At 47.3% G+C, this 14,917-nt stretch carries 3 protein-coding genes; 2 read left to right on the forward strand and 1 reads right to left on the reverse strand.

The genetic code is table 11. The features are described from left to right. Positions 1-4: 4 nt before the first annotated feature. Positions 5-10,684, reverse strand: a complete 10,680-nt coding sequence (locus tag ACLHR0_RS30295; RefSeq protein WP_436491547.1) for a gliding motility-associated C-terminal domain-containing protein — start codon at positions 10,682-10,684, stop codon at positions 5-7. A 793-nt stretch (positions 10,685-11,477) separates the two neighbouring features. Here ACLHR0_RS30295 and ACLHR0_RS30300 point away from each other — a divergent pair. Continuing rightward, positions 11,478-14,612, forward strand: a complete 3,135-nt coding sequence (locus ACLHR0_RS30300) for a lantibiotic dehydratase (protein WP_436491548.1) — start codon at positions 11,478-11,480, stop codon at positions 14,610-14,612. Between the two features lie 62 nt (positions 14,613-14,674). Continuing rightward, entirely contained in the window at positions 14,675-14,851 is a 177-nt protein-coding gene (locus ACLHR0_RS30305) for a hypothetical protein (RefSeq protein WP_429049931.1), read from the forward strand. Positions 14,852-14,917: the final 66 nt, after the last annotated feature.

The following is a 14,917-nucleotide window of genomic DNA, read 5'->3' on the forward strand; positions in this document are numbered from 1 at the left end:
GTTTTTATCTGATTAATTGAATCCATCCCGTGTAGGTTTTGATGCCCTCGGGGATGCGTAATTTCAGTACGTAGTAATACGTTGATTCCGTAAGGCCATTACCATCCCATTCGTTGTGGTAGCTGGAGTTATAATACACTTCATTGCCCCAGCGATTATAGATGGCGATGGAAGAAGCCGGGTAATTCTCCAATCCTTTGATCACCAGTTTATCGTTACGGCCGTCGCCGTTCGGTGTGATCACATTAGGGATGAACACCAGTCTGCCGCCACCGTCAAAAGGTATCTTCGTGGTATCCCCGCCCGGTGGACCGGTAGGCGTAGTGCCGGTTTCATTGGTCACCGTATCTATCGTAACTAATGCCATATTATTGATGGAAGATATTCCTGCGGTGCTGTTTTTTACCATCACCTGGAAGCCCGCCTGCTGCGTGCTGCCAACGGAAAGGCTGTTGAACCCGAACAGCACATTGCCGCCGGTGAGTGTGCCGCCACTGCCTGTTAGGTAACTGGTGTTGGCAGGAATGGGATCGCTGACGTTCACATCAGCCAACGGCACGGTACCGGTGTTACGCACGTAAATGATGTAGGTAAGCACCTCACCCGGCTGGGCGCTGTTATCTCCACTTGCATCCCTTACTTCTTTCCACGTGGTAAAATCTTTCACATCCAACCTGAATGATGCCCTTGCGCTGACACTGCAGCCAACCGGGTAAGAGGCGCTCACTTCGTACAGGGCTGCATCTGTCACACTAACATTAGCCAGGTTGAGTGTATTGCCTGTTACACTGCTGATCACCACGTTGTTTTTGTACCAGGTGAAAGCATTGGCGCCTGCCGCCGTGGCGGTAAGCGTCAGGTTGGAGCCCGACCATAGCGCTTCCTGTGCAGGTACATTGAGCACGGGGGCAGACGGGCCTGCACCAACACTTACGGTGATCGCCTGTGCGTCATTTGCCGCGTTTTCGCATATGGTGTTGTTGCTGACGGTCACATAATATGTGGTAGTCGCGGTAATGGGCGGGGTGGTAAATGTTGCGCCGGTGTACAGCTTATTTGTCAGCCCGGCATCGGCATACCAGTTATAAATCAGCGGGCTGCTGAGCCTTGCAAAGTCCGTGAGCCGTGAGGTAGCGGTAATAGTTACCGGAGATCCCTGGCAGGTGCTGGTATCTTTTAAGGTAACATCCGCAGCTATGGCTTTATAATTCACATTAACGAATACCTGTTTTGCTGTCAACGGGCTATTCTCACAAACACCTGTCCCCTGAACAGTCACGTAATAATTGGTAGAGGTAGTGAGCGCCGGCGTCGTAAAGGCCGGACCTGTAGCCAGTTTTTGTGTAAGTGCAGGATCTGCATACCAATTGAAAGTCGCGCCGGGTACTGTGCTGTTTGCATTAAGCACGGCAGTTCCTTCCTGGCAAATGCTGGCGCTGTTTACGGCAATATCAGTAGCAACGGCATTCCGGGATACCATTACATTAATGGCCTTTGCTGCGCCGGTGGGGTTAGCGCATACACTGTCTCCTGTCACAGTTACATAATAAACCGTATTGCCCCTAATAGCGGGCGTCGCAAAAGTTGGCCCGTAATCCAGCAATTGGGTAAGGGCGGAATCCGCGTACCAGTTGAATGCCGGTGTATTTACAGAAGGCGCTGTTACGTTGAGCAATACATTGTTCCCTTCACAGATGGACACATCGTTACCAACAATATCGGTGGCCGCGGCAACGCGAAAGACTTTTACAATCGCTTCCCTGGCATTGCCGGGTGTGTTTTCACAGAGCACATCATTCTGCATAGTGACATAATAATGTGTAGTCTGCTGTAATGAAGGAGTAGTAAATGTGCTGCCTGTTGCCAGCAAGGTAGTAAGCCCTGCATCTGCATACCATCGGAAGATGGCAGTCCCCCGCACTCTTGCCGGAAGGTTAGCGTTGAGCGTTGCTGTGTTGCCCGCGCAGATAATGCGGTCTGTAGCCGCAAGGTCTTCACGGGTACTGCTCCGCTTAACAGCAATCCTGACTGTTTTTGCCCCGCCGGGTTTATTGCTGCATACCCCTGTTGCAGTCACTGACACATAATAACTCGTGATGTTATACAGCGGAGGCGTGGTGAAAGCTGCGCCGGTGAACAGTGCTCGCGTCAGCCCGGGATCGGCATACCATGTAAATACCGGGTTTGTCAATGTGCTGGAGGCAGTAAGCGTGGTGCGGCCGCCCGGGCACGCAGTAGTATCCTGCAGGATAATATCCGTGGGCACTGCAAAACGATTAATGGTAACCTTTACCGGTTTACCGGCGCCGGGCAGATTTTCGCAAACGCCCGGTGCATTGATGGTCACATAATACTCCGTAGTAGTATTCAGGGCCGGCGTTACAAAAGTGGCGCCGGTTCCAGCCAGAGAGGTCAGTGCTGCATCGCGGTACCATTTGAAAATGGCGCCGGGCATACTACTGGAAGCACGCAGTGTTGCAATTCCGTCTTCGCAAAAAGAGGTATCTGCCACATTGATATCTGTCGCTGTACCAAAACGGTTGACAGTTACAGTAACCTGCTGCGCATTGGCTTTATTGCTTACACAAACGTTGGTGCCAGCCACTGTAAGATAGTAAGAGGTAGTGGCGGTAGGAACAGGCGTCTGGAAAGCTTCACCGGTATACAACAACTGGCTGAGCGCCGCATCGGCATACCAGTTAAATACCGGTTGCGCTATCGTATTGCTGGTGGCCAGCAATGTGGTGATATCTCCTTTACAGATAGCGCGTGGCGCCACGACAATGTCTGCAGCGGTTGCATTCCTGTTGACAGTAACCGTTACCTGCTGCACATCGCCAGGACCGTTCACACAAACACCTTCGCCGGTAACGTTTATATAGTAGGTAACGGATGCGCTCAAAGCCGGGGTGGTAAAGCTTGCACCAGTGAATACCAATTGGGTGAGCCCCGGATCCGCATACCATTTAAATACCGGGTTGGTGATGCCGCTGGATGCGTTAAGTTGCACATTGCTGCCGGCGCAGATCACGGTATCCCTGATGATAATGTCCGCCGCTACTGCTTTCCGCGAAACTATAATATTGACTGGTTTTGCTTGCGGCGGGAAGTTTTCACACGCGTCCGTGCCATTCACGGTGACATAGTACGTAGCCGGAGCAGAAAGGGATGGTGTGGTGAAACTTGCACCCGCAGCTACCGGGTTATTCAACCCGGCGTCTGTATACCAGCTGAATACGGGATTACTAATGTCGGAACTGGCTGTCATGGTCACTGCATTGCCTTCGCATATGGACTGATCCGCAGTGGTAATATCCGCTGCCAGGGCATGACGGTTCACGGCTACTGTAACGGACAGCGGAATAGTTGAAGGACCTTCGCAAACACCGTTTCCGCTTACCGCCACGTAATAATTTTTGGTGGCTGCCAGGACTGGTGTGGTGAATACAGGGCCTGTAAAGATCAGGCTGGTCCGGTTTGCATCACTGTACCAGTTGAATACCGGGTTGCTCAACTGGCTATTTGCCACGAGGGTAGCGGTTTCCCCGGCGCAAATCGTCATGCCGGCCACGGTCGCATCTGCGGTCACGCTATTACGTTGTACCGTTACCGTTACCACCTTTGATGTGCCGGGATCGTTCTCACAAACCCCGGTTCCCGAAACGGTGATATAATAGTTAGCCGAAGCGCTTAGAGCGGGCGTGGTGAAGCTTGCACCGGTGAACAGTAGCTGATTGTGAGCTGGGTCTGCATACCAGTTAAATACCGGGCTTGCAATGCTACTGGAAGCGGTGAGCTGTACAGTGTTGCCGGAGCAGATCACCGTATCCTTAACGCTGATATCACTGGCTACTGCTTTCCTGGCAATCGCAATATTTACTGCCTTGCCATTCGGAGGGAAGTTTTCGCAGGCATCTGAACCATTCACAGTTACATAATAAGTAGCTGATGTAGAGAGTGCAGGTGTGGTAAAGCTTGCTCCCGCCGCAATAGGATGGTTCAATTCTGCGTCCGTATACCAGGTGAACACGGGATTGGTAACAGAAGAGCCGGCCGTCATGGTCACGGCGTTTCCTGCGCAGCCAGACTGGTCCGCCGCGGTAATATCTGAAGCCACCGCATGCCTGTTCACAGTCACCGTAACGGTGGCAGGCACACGCTGCGGAGTGGAAGGACCTTCGCAGATACCGTCTCCGTTTACAGTCAGAAAGTATTGAGTAGTAATAGCCAGCGGCGGTGTGGTGAAAGCCGGCCCTGTGAAGAGCAGGTTCGTTCTGGCGGCATCGCTGTACCAGTTGTATACCGGGTTGGTAATATTGGATGAAGCCACAACAGTACCCGTTGCCCCTGCGCAGATGGTAAGACCTTCCGCCGTTACATCTGCTGTAGTGCTGTTGCGGAGCAGCGTTACTGTTACTGGCTTCGCGGTTCCGGGTTCATTTTCACAAACCAGGTTACTGCTGGCCGTAACATAATAGGTGGTAGTGTTCACTAACACCGGGGTAGTGTAAACGGTACCTGTGAAAAGTAAGTTGGTCAGGGCAGCATCGGCATACCACCTGAATACAGGCCCCGCTTCCCCGCGCAGGCCGCGGGTGAGATCGGTGGTGCTTATGACGAGAGTCGCAGACTGATTCGGACATATCTCCTGGTTGTTCACCAGTATATCGGCAGCAGTAGCGCGGCGTTTTACTCCAACTGTCACGGCATGTGCATCACCTGCTTTATTTTCACAAACATCGGTTCCTTGCACGGTTACATAATAAAGCGAAGTGGTAGTGATGGCCGGTGTGGAAAAACTGGCGCCGGTTCCCAGCAAAGTGGTCAGCGCAGGATCACCATACCAGGTGAATACCGCACCTGGCACGGTGGAGGTAGCGATCAAGGTTACGCCTTCCCCTGGACATGCCAGGGTATCCCGTATAGTTATATCGTTTGCAACGGCTTTGCGGTTTACATTTGCCAATACAGTTTTGGCGGTGCCGGGCAGACTGCTGCACACGGAATCTCCGGATACGGATACATAATAGGTGGTAGCGGCATCCAGCGGAGGTGTGGTATATGTTGCGCCGGCACCTACCTGTTGCTGTAAGGCAGCATCGCTATACCAGGTGAATACAGCACCGGTTACCGCGCTGCTGGCGGTGAGCGTGCCTGCCTCTCCAACGCAGACCGCCTGCCCTGCTACTGTTATATCTGCTGCAGTACTGTTCCGCCGGATAGTTACTGTTACTGCTTTGGCTGAACCCACTGCGTTTTCACAAACCAGGCGGCTGCTGGCGGTAACGTAATAAGTAGTAATATTTTGCAATACGGGTGTGATGTAGGTAGTGCCTGTAAACAGCAGATTGGTCAACCCCGCATCCGCATACCATCTGTATACAGGGCTTGCCTCACTGCCCAGCCCACGGGTAAGATTGGTAGCATTGATCACCAGCGTGGCAGCCTGTCCTGCACAAATGGCCTGATCGTTCACCAGTATATCAGCAGCAGTGGCGCGGCGCTTTACACCAACGGTTACGGTATGTGCATCCGCGGCCTGATTTTCACACACGTTATCTCCCTTCACCGTTACATAATAAAATGATGTGGTGTTAATAGCCGGTACAGCATAGCTGGCGCTGGTACTCAGCACGGTAGTTAGCCCGGGATCCGCGTACCAGGTAAATACGGCGCCGGGCACAGTTGACGTAGCATTTAAAGTAATGCCTTCGCCCGGGCATACAAGGGTATCCACAACAATGATGTCGGCGGATATGCCAGTGCGGTTAACCGTTACCTGAACTGCTTTGGCATCTCCGGGCAGGCTGGCGCAAACGCTGTCTCCCGAAACGGTGACGTAAAAGGTGGCACTGCTATCCAGTGCAGATATAGTATAGCCAGGACCGGTAGCCACCTTGTGCTGAAGGGAAATATCGCTGTACCAATTGAATACTGCACCCTTTATTTTGCTGTTGGCGGTAAGAGTGGCGGCACTGTTGGGACATATGGCGATATCAGCTGCAGTGATGTCATCAGGCAAAGCGGTGCGCTGTACAGTGAGCACCACGGCTTTTGCCGCACCCTGTATATTAGCACAAACAGCGTCTCCCTGAACGGTTACATAGAAGGTATCAGTGACGGCGGTATCAGAAGTGATATATGTCGGGCCGGTAGCCAGTAGAATATGAAGCGAATCATCCGCATACCAGTTGAACACGGGGTTCTTCACGGTAGTGGTGGTGGCTGTTAGCGTAGCGCTATTGCCGCTGCAAACAGTCTTGCCGGCCGCATTAATGTCCGCAACCGTTGCATTCCTGTTCACGATCACATTGGCGATGTAGGCATCCCCGGGCCGGCTGCTGCACACACCGGTTCCGCTTACCGCCACGTAGTAATCTGTACTGGTATTCAATGCGGAGGTCTGGTAATGATCACCGGTTACGAGCGGTTGCGTAAGGGCTGCATCCGCAAACCAGGTAAATCGCGGATCGGGTATGGCGCTTTGTACGATAAGTACAGCAGAATCTCCAGCACAGATCGTCTGGCCGCTGCCTGTGATATCTGCCACCACTGCATTTCTGTTCACATTCACCCGCACTCTGCCTGCATTAGACGGCGCATTTTCGCAAGCATCCGTGCCCTGAACAGTAACATAATAGGTAATGCTATCCTGAAGCGCCGTGGTGGTATGATTGGCGCCGCTGGTAAGCGGTATGGTCAATGCGCTGTCTGCATACCATGTAAATACCGGATTGGCCACCGTTGTACTTGCCGCCGTCAATACAATTGTGTTACCGGCGCATATGGTGGAATCTTTCAGGGCCAGGTCGGTTAAGTCCGCCAGGCTGGTAACTGTAACGGTTATACGTTTTGCTGTGCCTGGCAGATTTCTGCACACATTGGCTCCCTCCGCTGCTACATAATAGTTTGTGGTGCCTGTTAAGGCCGGAGTTGTAAAGCTGGAGCCCAAACCCACCGGTTGAGTAAGCGCCGCATCAGCAAACCACGTGAACTGCGGATTGGAGATCGTTGGAGAACCAACAACAAGCGTAGCGGATACACCGCTGCAGATGTGCTGGTTCAGACCTTTGATGTCGGATGAATCAGCATTCCGGTTGGCGGTCACGGTTACCTGTTTGGCATCGCCTGGCAGAGGACCGCAATAATCACCGCTGGATGCGGCAACATAATAGGTGGTGGTATTAGAAGTGGGTGGCGTTACAAATGTATTGCCAGTGCCCAGCAGCGTGTTCATGCCTGGGTCTGCGTACCAGGAGAAGTTCGTCCCTGGCAGGCTGGAGGTGGCTGTGAGTGAAGCGGTGGAACCGGCACATATCACCGGATTTTGCACGGATACATCAGCCGGAGCAGTGTGTGGGCGTACATCTACATTTACAACTACAGGTCCGGTGCCGATGGGGCCAGGTTGGTTTTCACAAATGCCATCCGCGCTAACCGTTACAAAAAATTGCTTTTGACTGTTCAGCGGAGGAGTGTTGATCATAGGGCCAACGGCGTATAACTGTGTCAGCGAAGGATCCTGGTACCAGCGGAATACGGGATTTTGCAAGTTGCTACTGGCCGTGAGCATGGCGCTTTCTCCGGCACAAATGCTGGTGGAACGTGCAAAGAGATCGGCTGTGGTTGCATTCCTGTCTACGGTCACGGTTACGGCTTTTGCCGTATTGGGCAAATTCTCACAGGAAGACTGGCTGCTGAGGGTAACGTAATATGTAGTGGTAGCGGTTAGATGCGGGGTTTCATAAACATCGCCGGTGAATAGCAGGTTAGTGAGTTGCGGGTCTTTATACCATTTGAATACCTTTCCCGCTCCGGTATGTGAGGTACTTGCAACAAGCCTGACGATGCTATTATAACAAATGTTCTGATCGTTCACCTGTATGTCTGCCGCTACTGAATAAGGATGTACGGCAACTGTTACCGCCTTTATGTTGGAAGTAAAGTTTTCGCAGACGCCTGTACCGGTTACCGTTACATAATAGGTGGTGGAAGCGCTGTGGGATGGAGCGCTGTAGGTGTTGCCGGTAAAAAGCAAGGTAGTCAAAGACGCATCCGCATACCATCTGAAAACAGGAGCCGGTACAGTTGACGAGGACGCCGTGAGCGCGACAGAAGCACCTGTACAAATCACCGTATCCCTGATATTGATGTCTGCCGCTGTTGCACGCCGGTTTACAGTAACCTGGACAGGCTGATTGCCGGAAGCGCATTTATCAACTGAATATGCGGTAATATAGTAGGTGGTGGTAACAGTTGGGGTAACCCGGTTTGGATTGCCCAAAGGAGTAGTGCCCCCGGCGTCCACGAAATATGCGATGCTATCGACATTCGTACTACCCGCGGTGATCGCGGGAAGGGTAAGGTTTACACTGTCTCCCTCACAAATGGAGACCGGTGTAACCTGTAGTGAAGGACTCAGGGCCTGTTGCAGGCTTTCTGTAGATGTGGCCACGCAGCCGGTGCCGGCGGTAACGACCAGTTGGTAAGAGCCGCTGTTGGCCGCTGTAAATGAAGGTATCACGATACTGTCGATGCCGGACCGTGTACTGCCATCAGGCAGTGTCCATATGATATTGGCGATACTGCCGATGGGGCGCGTTCTCAGCACAACCCTTCCGCCAGGGCATACCTTCCCTTCCGAAACAGCACCGGAAACACGGATAAGTGAAGTAGAAGCAGTATTGAACAGCTCTACATTCGGCGTAACCTGTGTACCACATCCGTCCAGGATCTGAATGGTATAGTTTCCGGGAGCAAGCCCGTGAAAATCGGGCGATCCCTGGAAGGGAGTATATGAGGCGTCGGGAACGCCCGCTGGTTTTAACCGGTAAGTAAAAGGAGAGCTGCCCACTCCTTCCACATGTAAGGTTCCCGTATCCCGGCCATTACACACAAAACCGCCGGACTTTAGCTGGTCAAATTGTGGCGGCATGTAAGGAGGCAACGTTACCAGCAAGGAATCCAACGCTTTCGGACAGAGAGAGGGTGAACCTCCGTTTGTATAAACCTTCACATAATAATTGCCGGAAGGGAGATTGTAAAATGCCCTCGCAAAATTGCTGCCAGCAGGAATCCCCTGAACAACGTCGCCGGTCTGCGTATTAACAAGAAAGGAATTATGAGCAACATTGCCTTTGGAACCGGCAGGAACAAAAAACCTGGCATACGTCTGTACATCATAGAATCCGCAACCTTTCGCTGCCGGTACCATCCTTACAGAGTCAATTACCGCCCTGGTGTAAGATTTGACGAGGTTCATGCTCAAAGTGTCTGTCCGGCAAACGGGGCTTCCATAGGATACTTCTATGGAATAAACCCCGAAAGGCATGTTCTGGAAAATATCATTTGCGGCCACTCCGCTGTTCATTATGTAAGTCTGTCCTATGTTCCCGGGACCGGTCAGCACTTTAAAAGTAATGGGATATGGCCCGTTGCTGAGTATATTTTTTACGCTGATCCTGCCGGATTCAAGAGAACAGGGCATATACCCGGTTAAAGTGAAAATAGGCTGCTGTAAAGTGGATTGCGGGAGAGTGATCCTTGTTGTTTTGGAAAAATTAGCAGCGTCGCTGATCGTTATATTATATGTTTTCCCGGCTACCAGGCTTGGCAGGTGAAAAGTGTGCGACGACATATTTCCTGTGACCACCCGGTTGTACGGGCCACCCTCCTCCTGTATAGTAATTGTGATGGGATTGCAAATGCGCCGGAAAGAAGACAGGGTGGAACTGAGATAAGTCAGGTACTCGCTTCCGCACATATTACTTGCCCCCGGGCTGATGATCGTATTTACTATGAGGTCTGTTGGTTCTACAGTATAGGTATAATATTTACTTTCCAGTGTACAGGGGTTTTCAACCTGCATCCTGACGGTTTGAGCTGCTGAATTATCGTAAGCGCCGCCTACGGGTACAGCCGGATTGCTAAGTGCCGTCCAGGGCCCCCAATTGCCGGATAGCGCCGGTGATTCGAAGCGCGCCATGACACTTGCATAATTGAAGTCAGGCCATTTCTGACCACCACTGTATATATTCACTTTCTGACCGTTTACCGTCAGCCCGTCGCAGGTGGCGTTGATGAAAAAGTTGTTATAGGGTGTATTATCTTCAATATTTACAGAATCGATCGGCCGGTTTGAATAAGAATAATCTTCCACGACGGTGATAACGCCGCTCAGGCGAGAGCTGCCACAATCATCCAAAACCCGCACGGTGTACTGTCCCCTCGCCAGGTTATAAAAAAAATTGGACGACTGGTAAGGCCGCAATACGGTGGTACCAGTGGCATCCAACAATTCATACTGATAGGGGGCTCTCCCTTTCACGATGCTTACGCTAAGATAACCTTGCGGACTACATTGATTGCCGGGAATTGTTTGATAAGACTGTTCGGTACCTATAAATTCCAGTAGCTGATAAGGAGAGGTCACTGATGCATTTTTTACCACTGGGGTAGTTCCCGTATTTGCATCGTACACCAGCACGAGATAATTTCCCGCCGGGAGATTATTGAATATATTACTGCCTTGCTGCGGCACTACAACCGCCATGCTGTTGGCGTCCAGCAACTCGTAGAGCACCGGTGGAGCGGTATTGGTAGCAGTTACCGTGATCTTCCCGTCTGACTGGCAAACACCATTTGTTACCGAAATGATTACATTAGGTTTCGTCTGTGAAAACACAGGAAAAGTTGATATGGTAGTCAACATCAGAATTGTCAGGACAACAACCTGGTAAATGCAGCGTATACCAAGTAAAGGTATCTCCATAAGAAAGGGTTTAGTCTCACAGAAAGAAATATTACGTTCGCGGTATAAAGCTGAAGAAATGAATGTTAAACAACGGGCCTTCAGTGTAACCTTCTATATAAAAAAGGATGGACCTAAACTGCAGGAGTAAAGGAAAACTTCTTTTAACCCATAACGGCCAAATATTTCTGTCCGGAGCAAATAGAGATTTCTTCATAAACAGCCTGTTTTACTGAATAGGAAAGGATTATGCCCTTAGGTATAAGCATGCTTACCTATCCCATTCCGCTTTTACAGTTTGGTCACAAATACGATAAAACTTGATATTGCTGTTTATGCCAGGAGAGTATTTCAATTAGGTTAACACCAATAGCCGGAATTTGTTTAAAATGGCCGCCATATTTATCAGGCATTGTTAATACCGTTCAGATAACTTTCGCCCGAAAAGCCAATACCATAGGCAATTTCACTCATGCGCATATCACTGCGCAATAGTCTGAAATGACGACTTAAATTTTCAGATTTAAGTTTCCCGGGTTCAAAAATGATTACTTGTTTATAAAACCGAAGTACTGGTAGAAAAAAATACCGGTAATCAGGTATTGTACTGACATGGTTAATTTAGTTGCTTTGTTTAAGCAAAAGGCAAAAAGCTTATATCGAATACACATAAACAAAAATGTTTTAAGCTGCTTACTACCAAAACATAACCTAATCATTAATATAGATGAATTTTAGATTCCATGATAAGGTATTTCTGAGATTACCACGCTATATAATCCACAAAAAAACTTTGGCTGCGGATTTGACTATAGAAATGATGATGAAGGATTTATTCTTTTTGGAAGCTGTTTATGTAGCTTCTCCCGTCGTCTATGATAAATGCATTAAATTTCAGGCAAACGCTCTTACTGTCGCTGATGTTGATACGTTAGAGCTTACTCTTGCAAAGTACTATACCAGAATGTCAACAAGAAGTACGCCTTTTGGTTTATTTTCTGGAGTGGGAATAACTTCCTGGGGCAAGGGGGACGTTGTTTTTAATCCCGGTAAGATCCATTGGAGAAGAAAAGCAAGATTGGATTTCCATTTTTTAGCGGCTACAATCAAAAAAATATCAAATTTAACTGTTGTAAAGAGATATTCAGTATACTTTCTAAATAATAGCGGTTACAAAATAAATAATGAACTCAGGTATGTAGAGTTTTTTCCATATGGATTTGCCAGGAAGTATCAAATTGCCGCTATAAAAATATCCGGCCTCATTGAAGAGGTATTTGACTTAACGATCACAGGGGCAACTTTTATAGATCTTGAGCGTTTTCTTGTTAAGAATGGCATCGATGTTAAAGCTGCAAATGAATTCCTCGATTACTTAATTGAAAGTAAGGTGCTGACCTCCGCTTTCGAGCCGTCTCCTGTTGGTACTGATATTCTCCAACAAATTTCAAATAATATTAAAGCCCTTATCGGTTTAGATCTTCCCGATCGCGAAATGGGAGAATTACACGATGCTATGGACTTTATCAATGCTTTGCGCTCGGATCTTCAACACGTAAATGAAAATAATACATTAGGCGTAGGGGCATACAAAAACTTATATCAAAGGTCTAAATTGATAATACCTAACCAGGTCGAAAGTAATCTTATACAGGTAGATTCCTTTTTTGAAGGAGTAGAGGAAGCAGTTAGTGCGGATTACAAGGTGCTGTTAGCGCAATCATTTACTTTCCTAAATTCATTTTTTGAAGGAAATAATCAGGATAAAGAATTAAATCTTTTCTCACAGCAATTTTCAGAAAAGTATGGTGATCGCTTTATGCCTCTCAACCTGATCATGGATTATGATAGTGGTCTTGGTTATCCAGTTAGCAAAAATTTCGGGTATTCGCCGTTTGTAAATGATATTGACTTTCACCAATCGCCTCGTGAAGCTATAAGCATCAAATGGAACTACAGTAATCGGCTGCTTTTTAAAAAAATAATGGCCGGCAGGGATAATCGGGCGTATGAAATATCTTTGACAGACAATGATCTGCCGATCAGGGAAAGACAAACGAACAATCTGCCGTCCACACTCTCAGCTCTTTTCAGATTGATCAATAACGATTCGTATAAAATTCAGCTGGAAGGCTTTTTTGGTCCCTCAGCTGTAAATGCGATTAGTCGCTTTGCTTACATAAAAACAGATATTGCTGACTTAGCGAAAGATATTATATCATATGAAGAAAATGAACTGGTAAATTGTATTGATGTTGAAATAATACACATACCAAGCGACAAAGCTGCCAATATTGTCCAACATCCAGATTTTGGACAATATAATCTCGCATATCTCGGGAACTCCAACAAGTCGGGAAAGTATTCGGTAAACATTAATGACCTCTATTTAAAGTGTATGGATGGAGTGTTGTTACTATGGTCAAAAAAGTTAAAGTGTTTTGTGCGACCAAGGCTTAATTCAATGCATAATTACAGTTCGAGCAACTTACCTGTATACCGCTTCCTGTGCGATTTTCAAAAGCAAAATTTGAAAAATAATATTAGTTTCCAGTGGGGTGATCTTCTTCATTGTTTCGAGTTTTTCCCGCGTGTAACTTATGGCAAGGTAATTTTATATCCTGCGATGTGGAAGTTGGATAGATCGGACCTGCATTGTTTTTATAAAAATGATGGTGATAAGTCAATAACTGAATTAATAGAGGAGTTCGTAAACAGATTCAGGTTTCCAAGATATGTGGTCTTAGCTGACGGAGATAATGAACTGTTGATTGACTTTGAAACGCAGATCACATTCAGGTTCCTTCTGAAAGCAGCAAAGAATCGTTCTCAAATATTAATCAAAGAATTTCTTTATCACGAAGACGAACATACAATTTCAGCCAACCAACTCATGGGGACTGTATTAATCGATGGTTCAAAGGAGTTCAAAATGTATCGAAACTTTCCCCATGAAACCAGAATGGAGCCAGGCAATGATGCACCCGAAGCAGAATGGCTATACTTCAAAATTTATTGTGGTGAGAGTTCAGCAGACCACGTCCTCCTAAATTATCTTAAACCTGTGACAGACTTACTTATTGAAGCAGGTCTTATAACGATGTGGTTCTTTATTAGGTATTATGACCCTTACTTTCATTTACGTTTTAGAGTTAAGCTGACAGATGATAGTAACAAGGGAAAAGTTTATGAAATAATTTGCCGGTATCTGCAGAAAGCTGTCCAAATGAACCTGGTTTCAAGGCTAAGTACAGACAATTATATTCGGGAATTGGATCGCTATGGAGATAAATCCATCGACCTGACAGAAGGTATATTTCATCTTGAAAGTATTAATTTCCTTGACTTCCTTGTTAATTTCAATTCAAATGAATGGGAAGAAAAGAAATGGATGTTTGCGGTTGTCTCCGTTGACTCATTTCTTAACACTGCTGGATTTAGCTCTTCTGATAAAGTAAGCCATTTAAAAAAAAGTTTGGATGCTTTTTACATTGAGTTCAACGTAGGCAAGGAGGAAAAGAAAGCTTTAAATTTAAAATATCGAAAACATAGGGATAAGCTACAGGAGTTATTATCAAATGACAAAAAATATGACCGCAATGATTCAGATATTTCTTTCATTAAGCATATTGTATCAGCTAATCAAAAGGGTATAGCTGGATTTTTGTCTCATTTTCCTGAGAAAAAAAAAGAGAACGCTGTTTTTTTTAGCGAACTCCGATACTTTAGTAGTGTTACCCACATGACTCTAAATCGCGTTTTTTCATTCAAACCAAGAACTAATGAGATGGTTATTTATTACTTTATTTATAATTACTATTTATCTCATATCGCGATAAATAGCAAAAAATCATTTCTTTAACAGAAATAAAAGCGGATGTCGAAAAGCTATCAGAGTAGACGCAATTTTTAAACCCAGAAACTATGTTATTAAAAGAAGAATGCAAACTTGAAATGGATGATTTAAAGTCATTGTCAATTGAAAAGAGAACCGTAACAGAGTTAACCGAATCTGATATGGCTTCAATTGATGGAGGGTCGACTGTATGGTGTTTGCTGGCAAACCCAGTTGCTATGTTCACACTAATCCCTGAATGGTAAACATCCTGGAGATAAGGTACAGTCCCTTCAACCGGTCTGTATCTTATCTTATTAGGACAAATTACC

The sequence above is a fragment of the Chitinophaga sp. ARDCPP14 genome, from assembly GCF_051362515.1.
Taxonomy (GTDB): domain Bacteria; phylum Bacteroidota; class Bacteroidia; order Chitinophagales; family Chitinophagaceae; genus Chitinophaga.

Excerpts from the sequence above, each read along its gene's own strand:
- ACLHR0_RS30300 (WP_436491548.1), top strand. The coding sequence starts at position 11,478 with ATGAATTTTAGATTCCATGATAAGGTATTTCTGAGATTACCACGCTAT.
- ACLHR0_RS30305 (WP_429049931.1), top strand. The coding sequence starts at position 14,675 with ATGTTATTAAAAGAAGAATGCAAACTTGAAATGGATGATTTAAAGTCA.